This window comes from Salinivibrio sp. MA607, from assembly GCF_001996245.1.
In the GTDB taxonomy this organism is placed as follows: domain Bacteria; phylum Pseudomonadota; class Gammaproteobacteria; order Enterobacterales; family Vibrionaceae; genus Salinivibrio; species Salinivibrio costicola.
This window is the reverse complement of sequence record NZ_MUFJ01000025.1, coordinates 37,054-53,265: the sequence shown is the minus strand read 5'-3', so window position 1 is coordinate 53,265 and position 16,212 is coordinate 37,054. Positions and strand designations below refer to the sequence as shown.

The 16,212-nt window shown below is 51.3% G+C and carries 16 protein-coding genes and 2 tRNA genes; 8 read left to right on the top strand and 10 right to left on the bottom strand.

Features of this window, described 5'->3' with window-relative positions; genetic code table 11:
* The 5 genes from BZG81_RS12020 to BZG81_RS12000 all read right to left on the bottom strand — a co-directional run.
* Nucleotides 1-1,007, bottom strand: a 1,007-nt coding sequence (locus tag BZG81_RS12020) for a P-loop ATPase, Sll1717 family (RefSeq protein ID WP_241827388.1), incomplete at its 3' end; no start/stop codon positions are given.
* A gap of 338 nt (nucleotides 1,008-1,345) precedes the next feature.
* Nucleotides 1,346-1,768, bottom strand: a complete 423-nt coding sequence (locus tag BZG81_RS12015; RefSeq protein ID WP_077575912.1) for a CBS domain-containing protein — start codon at nucleotides 1,766-1,768, stop codon at nucleotides 1,346-1,348.
* A complete protein-coding gene (locus BZG81_RS12010; protein ID WP_077520244.1) occupies nucleotides 1,765-2,115 on the bottom strand; it encodes a P-II family nitrogen regulator in 351 nt (116 codons plus the stop codon). Before BZG81_RS12010 ends, BZG81_RS12015 begins: the two co-directional genes overlap by 4 nt.
* 9 nt (nucleotides 2,116-2,124) lie before the next feature.
* Nucleotides 2,125-2,907 (bottom strand): DUF1538 domain-containing protein, encoded by a 783-nt coding sequence (locus tag BZG81_RS12005; protein ID WP_069361068.1) that lies wholly within the window; start codon nucleotides 2,905-2,907, stop codon nucleotides 2,125-2,127.
* Nucleotides 2,904-3,629, bottom strand: coding sequence for a DUF1538 domain-containing protein (locus BZG81_RS12000; protein ID WP_077677485.1), 726 nt, complete (start codon nucleotides 3,627-3,629; stop codon nucleotides 2,904-2,906). The genes BZG81_RS12005 and BZG81_RS12000 overlap by 4 nt, the downstream gene beginning before the upstream one ends.
* Nucleotides 3,630-3,855: 226 nt before the next feature.
* On the opposite strand from BZG81_RS12000, the gene BZG81_RS11995 reads away from it, so the two are divergent.
* The gene (locus BZG81_RS11995) at nucleotides 3,856-4,752 is read left to right on the top strand and encodes a TIGR01777 family oxidoreductase (protein ID WP_077677484.1); all 897 of its coding nucleotides are present in this window, start codon (nucleotides 3,856-3,858) and stop codon (nucleotides 4,750-4,752) included.
* Between the two features lie 129 nt (nucleotides 4,753-4,881).
* Here BZG81_RS11995 and BZG81_RS11990 read toward each other — a convergent pair whose 3' ends face one another.
* Nucleotides 4,882-7,323, bottom strand: a complete 2,442-nt coding sequence (locus tag BZG81_RS11990; RefSeq protein ID WP_077677483.1) for an ABC transporter permease — start codon at nucleotides 7,321-7,323, stop codon at nucleotides 4,882-4,884.
* Nucleotides 7,313-7,999: an ABC transporter ATP-binding protein gene (locus tag BZG81_RS11985; protein ID WP_077677482.1), complete on the bottom strand. Its 687-nt coding sequence runs from the start codon at nucleotides 7,997-7,999 to the stop codon at nucleotides 7,313-7,315. The genes BZG81_RS11990 and BZG81_RS11985 overlap by 11 nt, the downstream gene beginning before the upstream one ends.
* Between BZG81_RS11985 and tesA the strand changes: the two genes are divergently transcribed.
* The 3 genes from tesA to BZG81_RS11965 all read left to right on the top strand — a co-directional run bounded on the left by tesA (nucleotide 7,998) and on the right by BZG81_RS11965 (nucleotide 10,775).
* Nucleotides 7,998-8,609 carry a multifunctional acyl-CoA thioesterase I/protease I/lysophospholipase L1 gene (gene tesA / locus BZG81_RS11980; RefSeq protein ID WP_077677481.1) on the top strand — a complete coding sequence of 204 codons (612 nt, stop codon included), beginning with the start codon at nucleotides 7,998-8,000 and terminating at the stop codon, nucleotides 8,607-8,609. The two genes, BZG81_RS11985 and tesA, sit on opposite strands and share 2 nt — an antisense overlap.
* A 29-nt stretch (nucleotides 8,610-8,638) precedes the next feature.
* Nucleotides 8,639-9,484, top strand: coding sequence for an SDR family oxidoreductase (locus BZG81_RS11975; RefSeq protein ID WP_077677480.1), 846 nt, complete (start codon nucleotides 8,639-8,641; stop codon nucleotides 9,482-9,484).
* A gap of 436 nt (nucleotides 9,485-9,920) precedes the next feature.
* Nucleotides 9,921-10,775 carry a co-chaperone YbbN gene (locus BZG81_RS11965; protein ID WP_077460075.1) on the top strand — a complete coding sequence of 285 codons (855 nt, stop codon included), beginning with the start codon at nucleotides 9,921-9,923 and terminating at the stop codon, nucleotides 10,773-10,775.
* Between the two features lie 4 nt (nucleotides 10,776-10,779).
* On the opposite strand, the gene cueR is transcribed toward BZG81_RS11965, so the two are convergent.
* A complete protein-coding gene (cueR, locus tag BZG81_RS11960; RefSeq protein WP_077575919.1) occupies nucleotides 10,780-11,241 on the bottom strand; it encodes a Cu(I)-responsive transcriptional regulator in 462 nt (153 codons plus the stop codon).
* A 104-nt stretch (nucleotides 11,242-11,345) separates the two neighbouring features.
* On the opposite strand from cueR, the gene BZG81_RS11955 reads away from it, so the two are divergent.
* Nucleotides 11,346-14,135 carry a cation transporter gene (locus BZG81_RS11955; protein WP_198533654.1) on the top strand — a complete coding sequence of 930 codons (2,790 nt, stop codon included), beginning with the start codon at nucleotides 11,346-11,348 and terminating at the stop codon, nucleotides 14,133-14,135.
* Between the two features lie 12 nt (nucleotides 14,136-14,147).
* On the top strand, nucleotides 14,148-14,585 hold the full coding sequence (locus BZG81_RS11950; RefSeq protein ID WP_077460072.1) for a DUF411 domain-containing protein: 438 nt from the start codon (nucleotides 14,148-14,150) through the stop codon (nucleotides 14,583-14,585).
* Nucleotides 14,586-14,711: 126 nt separating this feature from the next.
* On the opposite strand, the gene BZG81_RS11945 is transcribed toward BZG81_RS11950, so the two are convergent.
* A tRNA-Pro gene (locus BZG81_RS11945) sits at nucleotides 14,712-14,788 on the bottom strand.
* Between the two features lie 126 nt (nucleotides 14,789-14,914).
* A tRNA-Pro gene (locus BZG81_RS11940) sits at nucleotides 14,915-14,991 on the bottom strand.
* Between the two features lie 305 nt (nucleotides 14,992-15,296).
* Between BZG81_RS11940 and BZG81_RS11935 the strand changes: the two genes are divergently transcribed.
* Both BZG81_RS11935 and smrA read left to right on the top strand, forming a co-directional pair.
* A complete protein-coding gene (locus BZG81_RS11935) occupies nucleotides 15,297-15,434 on the top strand; it encodes a DUF3149 domain-containing protein (RefSeq protein WP_025675231.1) in 138 nt (45 codons plus the stop codon).
* A gap of 144 nt (nucleotides 15,435-15,578) precedes the next feature.
* Nucleotides 15,579-16,163: a DNA endonuclease SmrA gene (smrA, locus tag BZG81_RS11930; RefSeq protein ID WP_025744495.1), complete on the top strand. Its 585-nt coding sequence runs from the start codon at nucleotides 15,579-15,581 to the stop codon at nucleotides 16,161-16,163.
* Nucleotides 16,164-16,212: the final 49 nt, after the last annotated feature.

Genomic DNA, 16,212 nt, shown 5'->3' with positions numbered 1-16,212 from the left:
GCACGATACTGATCCTTAACCAAACGGTTAATCCTTAAGTTTAGTATCTCTCTAATTTCCGCCTCGTTCCAAGATATTGCGTAAATTAATGACTGATCTTTTTCATCCTGCCTCAAGTTATTATGATATATACCCATTAATATATCAGTCCTTATTGAGATAAGCACTTTGACAGATTCTATATCTAAGAGCTCTTTGAATGCTTCTAAAAGTGCATTAATAAAATCATACCTTATCCCACTAGAACTCAACCATGATTTATCCAAGTCATCTATACTAATTATCACTCTTAGTTGTTTTCTTGAGTCGGAAAACTCATCTTTTATCAATTTAATTAATTCCTTTTGCTTACGGAGTAACTCTCTACTCACGTAACTAGATGTCTCCCTCTGAATTTTCTGGAGAACCTCTCCAGTTAACCCTCCTCCTAAAGAAACACCTTCAAGTGATATTTTTCCAGATAACTCACTCTGCATTTTATTTGTTATTTCTGTAACTATATTGTCATTAAAAAAGTTATCTTTGTATGCTTCCATGTACTCATTAACAACATCGGTCTTATATCTTTTCTTAGAGCTGCTCACCAACCCTCTGATATAATCAAACAAACTTTCATAAGATGAGCGATATACTTGCTGAATAACCTTTACAAGTAACACATGCAACCAAAGGGACTTGTAAAAAACCCTCAAGTCAACACCACTTTTAACTAAATCAGAGACAAATATGTTATTATTTATATGTTCAAAAACAGTATTCTCAGCTTCGATTGTATCGTGAACTTTTACATTTCCATGCTCTACTATTTGGTTAAGAAGGGCAGTTTTACCGCTACCGGTTCTTCCAACGATAATACGCTTAGTGAAATCTGGGTTTTCGTTAGAAGAATCAAAATTTATAATCCCACGGAAAACATCAGACTCGTAAAAACACAAATCTAAAAAACTATCAGTCTCCGCGTCCAAGTTGCCAATTTTTGCGTTTTTTCTAAATTTAAATGAAGTCATTATTATCACCACCAACTGAAACCAAAACGTAAATTCACCAAACTCTAATATAAAAAAATCATTAGCATTAATGAATGTAAAAAATCATTATAATAAAAATATAATTATACACTCATAAAACCACCTATCTTCCTAATCAGGGCGAGCGCATTAGTTGAATCAATGTTAAATTTCACAAATAACTAACCGCAAGGTGATTATTTGAAGGTGCTTTTCCTTTATCCCTGTTTGTATTTTGACCGCATGAATCTGGACTTACACAGCTCAACTCTTAGCGAGTTAACAAAGAGAGTGGTTTTCGTTCACAATTAATCTACTCATGCGGTTGCCCTATCCACCTAATCCTTCCTATGCTGACTCTCCACTTCTTCGGCGAGCATGCCGTAGATCACGATCAGGTTATAACTGACCATACCGAGAACTTGGCCGTTTTCGATAACAGGGGCGCGGCTGATGCCGAAGCGTTCGAATAAACGGGCGCAGTATTTCACATTCATATCGGGAGAGACGCTAAGCGCGGGTTTGGTCATAATTTCATAAACATTCACCCGTGATGGGGCGCGGTTTTTGGCGAGCACTTTTTTGGCAATGTCGTTCATTAACACCAGGCCGAACTCGTCGCTATCATCGCGTTTATTAATAATCAGTGCTTTGACATCTTCTTGGCGTGCAATGCGGATCGCTTCTTCGACCGTGGTGAGCCCATCAATACACACGGCATGGGCATGCATCACATCTCTGACCGTTTTATGTTGTTTCATAACTCGTCCTTCACCACTTCGGTTAATTCTTGCATTTGGTGGGCCACGCCCACGGCATCTTCCACATCAATTTGCACCGCGATACCACTGCCGGAGGTGGCATCAAACTCACCCACATCATTAATGGTTTCGAGTATGGTGCGCGCTAAGTGCTCTTCCACCAGAAAGATGGCTACGTCTCGCTGCACATCCAGCGTCAGCCCTAAAAAGGTTTTCTTTTTCACCAAGCCTTCGCCACGCGCGTTGTTAATAATGGTCGCACCGGTGGCGCCGGCTTGTCTGGCGGCATCGAGCACCGCATCAGTTTTGGCATCTTCAATAAACGCCATGATTAATTTGAACCGCATAGGCTCTCCTTACGATGAACGCTGTGCGTGCTTTTTCTGTAAATAGGCTGTGATTTGGGCATAGCCCATCACGGTGATCATCGGAAACAAACTGGCAAACGCAATTAAGCCAAACCCGTCGAGCATCGGGTTTCTTCCCGGTACGGTGGAGGCTAGCCCCAACCCCAGCGCTGTCACCAAAGGCACGGTGACGGTTGAGGTGGTGACCCCGCCAGAATCATAGGCCAAGGGCACGATAAACGGCGGGGCAAAATAGGTTTGGATCACCACCACCACATAGCCGGTGATGATGTAGTAATGAAGTGGATCGCCCACCACAATGCGATAGCACCCCAAGGCAATCCCCATGGCGACTCCGAGCGCCACCGAGGCGCGCAACCCATTCACCCGGATCGCCCCGCCCGAAACCTTGGCTGCTTTGATTGCCACCGCAATTAACGAGGGCTCAGCCACTGTGGTGCTAAAGCCAATCGCCGCGGCAAACAGATACACCCAGTAGTAGGCTTGCCAATTAATCTCGCCGCCGGCTTTGAGCGCTGCGCCGACAAAATCGGGAGCGGTCAGCTGCTCGGCCATCGACGACCCCAGCGGGAACAGCGCCAGCTCGAGTCCCATTAAAAACAGGCTTAAGCCGAGAATGACATAGAAAAAGCCGAGAAAGATCCGTTTGGGGTTGTTGAGCGCTTTGCGCAATACAAACAGCTGAAAGCCAAAGATGATCGCGATAATCGGGATCACATCGCGCACGGTGGAGAAAAAGGTGTCGAGAAACAAAGTGAGTGGATTGTTCATGCCACCACCATGCCGTAGGCCATCACGAAGATCATCGGCGATAGCGAGGCAAAGGCAATCAAGCCAAAGCCATCCACCATGGGGTTACGCCCTTTAATCACGGTCGCCAGCCCCACGCCGAGCGCGGTGACTAGCGGCACTGTGATGGTCGAGGTGGTCACCCCACCCGAGTCGTAGGCAATGCCGATAATGCTGGGCGGTGCGACCATGGTCATTGCCACCACCAGCAAGTAGCCGCCAATGATTAAACGGTGGATCGGCCAGCCTTTCATGATTCGCACCACCCCCAGCACAATCGCAAAACCAACCGAAAGCGCCACGGTTAGCCGTAGTCCGTTGGCATAGCTATCTTTGGCCGCTTCGCTGGTGTGTATCATTCCGCCGTTAGCGGCGACATCTGCCGCTTCCGCCGCTACCGCGGTGAGTGCGGGTTCCGCAATAGTGGTGCCAAAGCCGAGCAAAAACGCGAACACTACCAACCAACCCAAGCTGCCTTTATGGGCCAGCGAATGCGCCATGGATTCGCCAATCGGGAACAGCCCCATGTCTAAGCCGTATACAAATAAGGTCAGCCCGACCACCACTAGCACCAACCCCAAGGTAATTGAGATCCAGTTGGGCAGCGGTTGTTGCAGAACAATCACTTGAAAAAAGCCAATCACTAGGATGATGGGTAACAGATCGCGAAAGCTTCCTAGCAATGATTTGAATAACGCTTGCATGTAGGCGACATGACTCCCTGCGTAGTAAAATGAAAAACACACCTTTGATGTGCCTATTTATGTTAGCACTCCCAATTTAGCGTGCGAGGGGCAGAAGAGAAAACTGCGCGATCAAACCGATTTTGGTTGCGGTACGTAACAGGATACAAAGCAATCACTTGCGCTAAGTCTAAAACCCTCTTAGCGTTATCTATATTACCCATTACTCGACGTTAGGACATCAGGCATGAAACTGTTAATCACTGGCGGCACTGGCCTGATTGGTCAGGCGTTAATTCCTCGCTTGCTGACCGAGCACCAGGTCACTGTGTTATCGCGCTCGAAGCAAAAGGTCATCCAGTGCTTTGGCGATAAAGTCACGCCGTTAGAGCGCCTTGATGATCTCCCTCACCTCAATGATATTGATGCCATTATTAATTTGGCCGGTGAACCTATCGCCGATAAACGTTGGAGTGAGCAACAAAAAGGGATTATTTGTACCAGCCGCTGGGGGCTAACCGAAAAGCTGGTTGAAAAAATTCATGCCAGCAGCACCCCACCTCACACCTTTATTAGTGGCTCGGCGGTGGGCTATTACGGCGATCAGCGAGATCGCGCCTTTGATGAAACTTTGATGGTTCATGCCGATGACTTTGCCCAGCACGTGTGTCATCAGTGGGAGAAAATTGCACTGAAAGGCGCCTCAACCAACACCCGAGTGTGTTTGCTGCGCACCGGCGTGGTGTTAAGCGCCGAGGGGGGCGCGTTGAAGCGGATGATGCTGCCGTACAAGCTTGGGCTCGGTGGTCCGATCGGCAAAGGGCAGCAATATATGCYGTGGATCCATATAGAGGATATGGTCGGCGCGATTATCCACCTGCTCAACACCCCTGAGCTTAAAGGGCCGTTTAACTGCACCGCGCCAGAGCCGGTCACCAATAAACGTTTTAGTCAGGCGCTTGCCCGTGCTTTAAAACGCCCACACGTGTTCTTTGTCCCTACTTTGGCGATTAAAACCATGATGGGGGAAGCCTCGCACTTGCTGCTCGATAGCCAGCGCGCTCTGCCCCATGCGTTGGAGGACACGGGCTTTGAGTTCCAGCACCCCAAGGTGGAAGAAGCGATGCAGTCTTTGTTTAAGTAGCGGCTTTTGCCTTTCGCACAAGCGGTGTTATTAGCCGGATTTTGCTAGACGTTGTACACAAAAAAGCGGGTATCAACTTTCTTGATACCCGCTTTGTTATGCGTGAAACAAGGATGCTTACCGCCCCTGTTAACGCCGTTGCGGATCAATCAGTTTACGCAGCATCGAGGCGACCGTGACAAACACCAGCGCTACCGCCAACACCGGCAATACCGCCCAAAGCTCAGGGTGCAGGCGTACCTCCATTTCAAAGCCCCATTTCAGCAAGCCAACCATCGCCGCTTCTGCGCCCAGCACCGCCATCAGGCCAGACACAAAGGCCATTACGCCGTACTCGCTCCATAAGGTACGCTGAATACGGGTGCGGCTAGCGCCCAAGGTGCGGTAGAGGTTAATTTCCTGCTGGCGTTCGCTCAGGCTGATACGCAGCAAGGTCAGCAGCAGTAGCAAGCCGCTGATCACCGCTAGCCCTGCCAACACAGAGAGCGACAAGCCAATTTGACGCAAAATCGATTGAATACGACTGCTCATGGTGCGCAAATCAAGCAGCGTGACGGTCGGATACTCCCGCGCCAAGCGATTGAGCAAGGGCGTTTGCGATTCGTCGAGCCTGAAGCTCACCAGCCAGTTGGCGGGTTTGTCGGCGAGTGTCTCGCGGTCGAAAATAAAGTAGAAGTTAGGCCGCATATTGCGCCACTCTACTTCACGAATCGAGTTCACCGTGGCGGTAAAGTCTTGGCCGGTCACGCTAAAGGTCAGGCTGTCGCCTATCTCAATCTCTAAGCGCTCGGCAATGTCGGCCTCCACTGACACACCATTCTCGGTTGGCCAGTCTCCGGCAATCACCTCATTGTGTGATGGCAAGGTTTCGCGCCAGGTGAAGTTAAGCTCGCGGCGCAAAGCCTCATCGGCTTCATCACGTTCAGCTTCATCGGTGGGGATCTGGTAGCGCTCACCGTTTTTGCCCACCAGCCGGCCACGCACGATGGGGTAGGCATCGGAGCGCATCAAGCTGGCGTCATCGAGTTCACCCACATAGTCTTGCTGCTCACTGGGGGCGATATTCACCGCAAACACATTCGGCGCATCGGGTGGCAACATCCGTCCCCAATCGGCGAGCAAGTCAGTGCGCAGCAGCCAGATAATCGCCAAGAGCATAAAGGAGATCGCGAGCGCCCCTAACTGCACGCTGCTAGCCAGTTTGTTGCGAGTAATTCGGCTTAAGGCAAGCTTGACCGACGGTGCGCGCACCCGTGATTTCACCAACCTAAGCAGCCCTAAGCCTGCCAATGCCAGCAAGACGATCATCACCGCCATCGCTCCCAGCACTGTCCATAGCAAGGTATTGTCGAACGCCCACAGTGCAAGCGCCCCTACCGGTATCGCAATCAAGACAGCCGCAGTGCCACGACGGCGACGCCCACGAGCCGCCTGCGATTGCACGGCGGCCAACGCGGGTGCATCCAGCAATTTAAGCAGCGGCACGCCCAAGGCAGGCAGCGCCACCAACAGCGCGACGCCGGGCGCAAGCACCCAAGGCACCCAGCCATAACTGGGTAATGGGGAGGGCAGCACATCGGTCAGCGGCAAGCGCAATAGCACTTCAAGCGTGTAACCCGCCGCTAACCCCACGGCGGTGGCAAGGACAAACAATAAGGTTAACTGCCGTGCCAGCCAGCGTCGCACCCATTGTTGGCTGGCACCTAAGCTTTTTAGCATCGCCACCAAATCGGCGCGACTTTTAGCATAGTGCTGACAGGTTAGGGTTAAGGTGGCCGCGGCCATCACAATCACCAGCACCACGGTTAACGATAGATACTGGCGGCTGCGATCCAGCATATCGCCAGTGCGATCAGAGGTGTTTTCATCCACCCAGCGCTCACCATCTTGCAGCGTATAACTGGCTTTAGCCGCGCTTAGGCTGGGCTCGTCACCGGTTAAAAAGTAGCGATAACGCACCCGACTGCCTTCGCGCACCACGCCAGCAGCAGGCACATCATCGCGATGCATCATCACCGCGGGCATTTGGCTAAAGGGATTAAAAGACAGCTCCGGCTCGGCGGCCAAGGTGCCGCTGACGTTGAGATCAAGGTTACCAATCGAGACGCTGTCGCCGGGTTTGACATCTAGCAGACTGAACACCCGCTCGGAAAGCCATAGCTCACCAGGCTGAATGCGTCGGTCACCGCCAATCGCTTGGCCGTTTTGCTCCAGCACCAAGTCGCCACGCAGCGGATAAAGGCTATCTACTGCTTTCACGCTCACCAGCTGCATGTTTTGCTCGCTGAACGCCATGGTGCCAAAGCGGGTTTGTGCAGATACCGTGGCACCGGCTTGTTTAAACGCCTCAATTTGTTCGGTATTAAGCGGCTGACGAGCACGCAGCACGGTATCGGCGGCAATCAGGTTGCGCCCTTGCTGGGTGAGCACGTTTTCAATGCGATCGGCCAATGCCGAAAGCGCAAACACACAGGTGATGATCAGTGCCAGCGCCACCGCCACTGGCCAAATTTGCCCGTGTAACAGTTCGCGCCACGCCCAGCGATTGAGTAGTCCGTTTTTACTCGCCATTCACTCGCTCCTGTAGTTTGCCGCTGTCCATCATCAAGGTACGCTGGCAACGCTTGGCTAGCGCCGGATCGTGAGTGACCAACACCAAGGTGGTGCCATGCTTTTCATTCAGCTCAAACAGTAAATCAATAATGGTTGCGGCGGTTTTTTGGTCTAGGTTACCGGTTGGCTCATCGGCAAATAACACGTGCGGGCGGATAATAAAGGCGCGCGCGAGGGCAACACGCTGTTGTTCGCCGCCAGAGAGCTGTGAAGGTAAGTGTGTTTCCCGTCCTTGCAATCCTACCGAGGCCAGCAGTTGCTTGGCGCGGGTTTCGTCTTCGTTTTCGCCACGAATGGTCAGTGGTAGCATCACATTTTCTAATGCATTCAGTGATGGCACCAGTAAAAAACTTTGGAACACAAACCCTACTGATTCCGCGCGCAGGGCGGCACGGGCATCTTCGTTCAAGGTGGAAAGCTTGTGCCCGAGCAGATCGACTTCGCCTTCACTGGGCGTATCTAACCCGGCAAGCAAGGTCATAAGGGTCGATTTTCCCGCGCCCGACACGCCCATTAATGCAATCGACTCACCCGCCTCGATTTGTAGCGAGACATCCTGCAAAATGGTAAGCGGCTGTTCGCGTGTCACGACATGTTTTGCAATTTTTTCGGCTCGAATAACAGGAGAGGCCATGTTACGCATCCTTACTTTGTTGTGTTTTTTGTGGGTGAGCAGTGCGAGTGCACAAACGCTCCTCGTCCTCGGTGATAGCCTAAGCGCTGGCTACCAAATGGCAGCTGAACAAGCCTGGCCTGCCAAGCTACCGCGCGCGCTGCAAGATCGCGACCTTGATGTTAAGGTGATCAATGCCAGTATATCGGGTGACACCACAGGCAATGGCCTACAACGTTTGCCGCAACTGCTTGAGCACCACCAACCTGAGTGGGTGCTGATCGAGCTCGGCGGCAATGATGGCCTGCGGGGTTGGCCGTTCAACCGTATACGAGACAACCTTAAGCAATTGATCACTCAGGCACATACGGGCGATGCCAAGCCGTTGTTAGTACAAATCCAGATCCCGCCTAATTACGGCCAGCGCTATGCGCAAGGGTTTGCTGATATTTATCCTACACTGGCAGAGCAAACACAAACCCCCTTACTGCCCTTTTTTATGGAGTCTGTGATCCAAAAGCCTGAATGGATGCGTGATGATGGCATTCATCCGATGCCGGCCGCCCAAACGTGGATTGCCGAGTTTATGGCAGAGCAACTGGTACCGTATCTGTCACAGCCTGACAGTTAATCAACAATAATCAACCAATAGGGATAACGATGACAGCCACCACCCCTTTAAAAAACGCGATCCTTATCACCGGTTGTTCAACAGGGATCGGTTTTGCCTGTGCCAACGCCTTGCATGCTCAGGGCCACACGGTGATCGCAAGCTGCCGACAAGCGGAGGATGTCACACGGTTGCAGCAACAAGGATTAACCTGCATTCAGTTAGATGTCTCGGACAGCAACAGCATTGATCGCGCGGTGGCCACGATTGATGAAATGACCGGTGGGGTCTTGTTTGGCCTCTTTAATAATGGCGCTTACGGCCAACCTGGCGCGCTGGAAGATTTGCCCACCGGCGCGCTGCGCGCTCAGTTTGAGACCAATGTGTTTGGCTGGCACCATTTAACCCAAGCCTTATTACCGATGCTGCTCAGTCATAGCGGGGGACGGATTGTGCAAAACAGCTCGGTGCTTGGCATTGTCGCGCTCAAATACCGTGGAGCCTACAATGCGAGTAAATTTGCGCTTGAAGGCTGGACCGATACCCTGCGTTTAGAGCTGAGCGATACGCCGATTAAGGTGAGCTTGATTGAGCCTGGCCCGATTGAAACGGCGTTTCGTGCCAATGCGCTCAGCGCCTTTAAACACTGGGTCGACCCGAATAAAAGTCGCCACCAGCAAGCCTATCAAAGCCAAATCGACCGTCTTGCTGCAGACGAAGGCGGCAACAAATATACCCTACCCGCCGACGCGCTGGTTGCGCCACTGACGCATGCCTTGTTCTCGCCTCGCCCCAAGGTGCGTTATCGCGTCACTCAACCCACCGTATGGATGGCGATTCTCAAGCGACTGCTCCCTAGCGGTTGGCTGGATCGGGTCTTGCTCAAAGGCAGTTAATGCAACAATAAGTCGTCGCGGTAAAAAATGTGCTGACTGCCTCATTTGTCATACTTTTGTCATAGAGGTGGGCTAATCTAATTTGTAATGACGACAAAGGCTCTGGGCAACGGGGCCTTCTTGTTAACAGGTAGTATTATAAAGACAAACACAACAACAGGAGCCGGCGGATGACCTTACATCAGTTAAACTGGCTCTGCTTGAGCGTCGCATTGTGCGTGGTGCTCTTGTTCTAACCCGCACGTGTTATTGTTAAAACGTCGCTTGTTTGCAGACCGACGAAATAGGCCACCAAAAGGTGGCTTTTTCGTTTCTCGCCCCCTTGTCGGCTTTGCACATTCCATCGAGCTTAAACACGCAATTACAGGGCCAGTTGCTTGAATTTCTGCGCGTTTGCCCCCACCCTTAGTGAAAATCCACATCGTCAGGATCCATGATGAACGCAAACTATATCGTCGAATTAACCGAGCATAATTTTCAGCAAATTCTCGAATCATCGTCACGCACGCCTGTGCTGATTTACTTTTGGGCTAATATGATGCCCGAAAGCGTGGAGCTAAAACCCACCGTCGAACAAATTGCTCACGACAGTCATGGCACCTTTACCCTTGCAACCATTGATTGTGAAGCGCAACAAATGATTGCCGCCCAATTCGGTGTCCGTGCGCTTCCAACGCTGGCATTGTTCAAAGATGGTCAGCCAGTGGACGGTTTAGCTGGCCCACAAAACTACGACACAGTGCGCGAAATGCTTGATAAGCACCTACCTAGTCAAGAGAGCCAAGCCTTTGATCAGGCGCGCCAGTTAATGGCAGAGGGCAATTATACCGATGCGCTTGTGATCATTAAGCCGCTGGAGTCCAGCCTTGGCGATAAAGCGGAATACAAGCTTGCCCTTGCAGAATGCTTGGTAGAAACCCACCAGTTTGATGCCGCACAAGCCATTCTTGAGACCATTTTGCTGCAAGATCAAGACGCGACTTATAAGTCATTGATCGCAAAAATTGAATTGCACCATCAAGCCGCAGATGGCCCCGAAATTCGACGCCTGCAAGCGGCGCTTGAAGAAAATCCAGGGGATGCAGGTGTCGCGTACGAGCTGGCTTTGCAGTTTAATCACATTAACCGCAGTGAAGATGCGCTTGAACTCTTGATGGGTATTTTGCGTCGCGATCTTAATTACGCCGACGGTGAAGCCAAGAAAACCTTTATGGATATTTTAGCAGCACTCGGCCAAGGCAACGAGATCGCCTCACGCTATCGCCGCCAGCTCTATTCACTGCTTTACTGATCGTTTAATTGACTGCTGGCGATTGGGTCCCCGATGCGCAACAACTTGTGGCATCGGCTTTTAAATCGCCTAACTCACTGTCACCGCGCAGTGCTTCGATAATCGGACACTGCGCGTCACCATCGCCCGGACAAGCCTGAGTCAAGGCATGCAGTGTGGTTTTCATCGCCGCCAACTCTGCGATTTTTTCATCAATTTCGACCAGTTTACTCTCTGCTCGCGCTTTGACATCGGCACTACGCAAAGACGGATCGCGCGATAACGCCAATAAATCGCCACTCTCATCTAATGTAAAACCCACCAGCCGTGCACGGCGAATCATTTGTAGCTCACTGACATGCTGTTCGCCGTAATCCCGGTAACCATTATCGGCACGATGCGGCGGGGTGATCAGTCCTTTTTGTTCATAAAAGCGGATGGTTTTGCTGGTTAAGCCGGTTTTTTCGGCCACTTGTTGAATTTTCATATTCGTCGCTTGACCTTCCAGTAACTATAAGGTTTACAGTTTAGCTTAACTGAAATTGCGACAACCGCCAACATCTCACGATGAGAGGCTATCAAGGAGAGGCAATGACGACGACCGACACCAAGATCACCTATTACACACTGCCGTTAAGTGGCCTAAGCTGCCAAGGCTGTGTGAAAAAAGTGACGAAAGCGCTCGAGGATATCGACGGCGTTCGCATTGAGGACGTTGACACCCAATCACTCTCGCTTGAGACCTGGGGCGAAAGCGAACAATATTCTCTTCGCCAAGCCGTCTCAGCAATTGAATCGCTTGGCTATCATGTCGGCTACCGCCATCATTTCACGTTAAGTGGCTTAAACTGTGGCCGCTGTGTCGCTAAAGTAGAAGCAGCATTGGACGAGCAGCCCACCGTGTTTACACACGCCGTCAGTAAAACCCATGCCGAGGTGCACACGAGCTTGAGTGCTGATGCACTGATTGAGATTATCCACCAGCTGGGTTATCAAGCGGCACGCGCATCTGATAATGACGCAAACGTGAGCACTGACAACGAATCACCAGCGCAGACAGACGCACGTGACGCGAATCCAGAAACCTCAGAAGCATCAGAAGCATCGGAAGCCAAGTCATCCTCGGTCGATAATCCTGCAGATTCAAGCAAGGCCAGCCGTCAGCAATACGTATTATCCGGTATGACCTGCGCAAGCTGCGTGCAAAGCGTAGAAAACGCGATTAGCGGTGTGGATGGCGTGGCGAACGTGAGCGTTAACCTAGCCGAGCGTAGCGCGATTGTTAAAGGCAGTGCATCGTCAGACGCCATTGTTGCGGCAGTAGCAAACGCTGGCTATGGCGCGGAAAAAGTCGAAGACGATAATGATCGGCGTGAGCGCCAGCAAACCCAGCAAGCCAACGAGCTAAAAAACTTTAAACGCAGTACGTTCGCGGGCTTAGGCTTGGGGGCGCCACTGATGGCTTGGGGCGTATTCGGTGGCAGTATGACCATTCAATCGAGCCAAGATCAGTGGGCGTGGGGCGCCATTGCGGTGGTAACCCTCTTGCTTCTTGCAACCGGTGGCCGTCACTTCTTTGCCAATGCCTGGCAAGCGCTGATGCACAAACGTGCCACCATGGATACGTTGGTGGCGCTCGGTACCGGTGCCGCGTGGCTGTATTCCACCGCGGTGGTCATCGCGCCTGCATTATTCCCAGAGCAAGCCCGTCATGTGTATTTTGAAGCCTCAGCCATGATCATTGGTTTGATTAGCTTAGGCCATGCGATTGAAGCACGTGCCCGTGCCAATACGTCTAAAGCACTCGACCAATTACTTGATTTACAGCCACCTACAGCCTTAGTCATTGAAAACGGACAAGAAACAGAGCGTCCGCTTGATGAAGTGAAACAGGGAATGACACTGCGGGTTAAACCTGGCGCTAAGGTACCGGTTGATGGTGAAGTGGTTGATGGCAGCAGCTATATCGACGAATCCATGCTGACCGGTGAGCCTGTGCCTGTTCATAAAACAGCGGGGGACACGCTTCATGCCGGGACCGTGAACCAAAAAGGTGGCTTAACCTTTAAAGCCACTGGCGTGGGCAGCGATACCATGTTGGCACGTATTATTGATTTAGTGCGCGAAGCACAAAGTAGTAAGCCTGAACTGGCGAAGCTTGCCGACCGTATTTCAGCGGTATTTGTGCCTATCGTGGTCGCCATTGCCATTGTTACCGCGGCTATCTGGTATTTTGTCGGTCCAGAGCCGTCGGTCAGCTACATGCTGGTCACCGCGACCACGGTGTTGATCATCGCCTGCCCCTGCGCGCTTGGCTTGGCGACCCCTCTATCCGTTACCGCTGCGGTGGGTCGCGCCGCCGAAGTCGGGGTCTTAATCCGTGATGCTGATGCGCTGCAAACCGCGGCAAAACTGCACACCTTGGTGTTTGATAAAACGGGCACACTGACCCGCGGCCAGCCCGAAGTCACGCATGTGAATGCTATTCACGGCGACCAAGAGCGCCTCATGGCAATTGCTGCCTCACTGGAGCAACACTCCGAGCACCCATTGGCCCAAGCGATTGTTGGCTATGCCAAGCAGCAGACACTTGCGTTGCCGACATCAAATGACTTTAACAGTGAATCTGGCAAAGGGATCCAGGCCAAGATCGACGGTGAACGTTACTACATCGGCAACCAAGCGTGGATGCAGGCACAAGAGATAGATACTGACGCCCACCAAACCGATATCGACGCCATGACTCAGCGTGGCGAAACCGCGATTTACCTTGCCAATGCGGACAGCGTACAAGCGCTTATTGGTGTCAGTGATCCGATTCGTGATGATGCCATAGACGCTATCGCTCGCCTGCAACAACAGGGGCTTGAGGTGATCATGCTCTCTGGCGACCACCCAGATACCGCCAATGCCATTGGCCGTCAGCTGGGCATTGATCACGTTATTGCCGGTGTGCTGCCTGATGGAAAATCGGAACAAATCCAGTCTCTCCAACAGCAAGGTAAATGCGTTGCCATGGTCGGTGATGGTATCAACGATGCGCCGGCACTTGCGCAAGCCGATGTCGGTGTGGCGATGGGCAGCGGCAGCGATATTGCGATAGAAAGCGCGCAAATTACGCTGATGCACCAACACCTTGGCGCCTTGGCAGACGCCATTGGGCTATCTCAAGCCGCGGTACGCAACATGAAACAAAATCTCTTTGGTGCCTTTATCTACAACACCTTGGGGATCCCGATCGCTGCCGGCATCCTTTACCCCTTTACCGGCATGTTGCTCAGTCCGGTGATCGCGGGTGGCGCAATGGCGCTCTCTTCGATCACGGTGGTGACCAATGCAAACCGATTACGTTTTTTCAAAATAAAATCAGACGATAAGTAACAAGGAGCGATAATGAAGCGTTTACAACTACTTGTAGCAACAGTAGGCCTAATGAGTGCCTCGGCGATGGCCGCGAGCGGTGTGGTGTATAAATCCCCCAGCTGTGGCTGCTGCGACGATTGGGTTGAGCATATGGAGCAAGCCGGCTTTGAGCTAGAGGTAAAACCGCATGACAACATGGCGTCAGTCAAGCAAGACATGGGCGTCCCAGCTGATATGCAGTCATGTCATACCGCACGTATTAATGGCTATGTGATTGAGGGACACGTTCCTGCCCAAGAGGTGAAAAAGCTCCTGGCCACCAATACGGGGTTAGAAGGACTGGCCGTTGCAGGCATGCCGATTGGCTCACCAGGTATGGAATACGGCGATCGTCAACAGCCTTATACGGTCATGGCGTTTGATAAGGCAGGCAATACCCAAGCATTCCAGCACTACCCTAAGCCTTAAGTGCTGGACCGAGAAAACGAAAAAACCCCAGCCAAAAGGCTGGGGTTTTGCGTTGGTCGGTGAAGAGGGATTTGATTGGACCGGCTCCCGGCCCCTGACCAAATACGCTCTCCACTACCTGAATAGTGGTCGGTGAAGAGGGATTCGAACCCCCGACCCTCTGGTCCCAAACCAGATGCGCTACCAAACTGCGCTATTCACCGTTAATACTTTTTACGTCAACCAAGTAACCTTAGATTACTCAGTTTTAAAATAGTGGTCGTGAAGAGGGATTTGATGCGACCGGGCTCCCGGCCCCCGACCAAATACGCTCTCCACTACCTGAATAGTGGTCGGTGAAGAGGGATTCGAACCCCCGACCCTCTGGTCCCAAACCAGATGCGCTACCAAACTGCGCTATTCACCGACATATGACAAGTTTTACGAACTGATGTTCGTCTTGTCAAGCACAGAGCTATGCGATCAAATGCATCCCCGTGCTGAGGTCGCCTATCATACTCAAGCATCACGAAACCTCAAGCCCTAATCACGTATTTTTTCTCCCCTCTCAGTTAAACGGTGAAAGTCGCATCAGTTGCGAGCAAATTGTGATCGCATCGTGGTTAACAAGTGTTGATAAATTGTTCGACATTTCTATTGATCTTGATCAGTATTCAACACAGTTCCTATTGGCATTCTGACCCTACATTAACGGACACGAGGGTACAGACTATGGACTTTTGGCTTGATCTACTTTTCGGCAACGCCGTGGGCTTGTCATCCATGATTGTCATCATCTGTACATTTGCCCTGATCAGTTTCTTTGGCGGCTATTTTGTCTACAAAGTGATGACATCTAAACCTCAATAACCTGTTTTATTGCCTACCTATCTTTAAGCAAACTTGCTTAACCTAGTGTTACACGGTTGGTCACAGAGTGTGGCGCTAGGTTTCTTTTTTTATTTTCGTTTATACTGTCCCAAATGACTCCACGACGTAGATGGCCCTGTAGTGATGAGTGATAAAAACGAATTTGAGCTATTCCGAGAAATGATGTCTGACGTGGCGCCAATCGAACAGGACACGGTTGAGGACCAAGCCGGACCACACTCGCCGACTGAAGCGCAACTTGCCCGTCAGTACGCAGCACAAAGGTTAGCTCACAGTGATCCTGAGTATCTATCACTGGATTATGCCACCATGGTTAAACCCGACGACGTCATGGCTTATAAGCGGGATGGCGTGCAAGACGGGGTCTTTCGCAAGCTACGCTTGGGTAAATATGACATTAATGCTCGGCTTGATCTGCACAAGATGTCGTTGGAAAAAGCTCGTGATGAAATTCTCCGCTTCCTAAAGCAGTGCCAACGAATGGACGTGCGTACCGTGATTATCGTTCACGGTAAAGGCGAAAGGAGCAACCCACCGGCAATGATGAAAAGCTATGTCTGCCAGTGGCTGCAACAAATTTCTGACGTGCTCTGCTTTCATTCTGCTCTGCGGCATCAAGGCGGCTCGGGTGCGCTGTATGTGATGCTCAAAAAGAGCCAAGAGAAAAAGTTAGAAACCCGCGAACGACATCTCAGTCACCGTGCCTGAACAACAAAAAGACTGGCGAGTTGCCAGTCTTTTTGCTTTATTGCTTTAC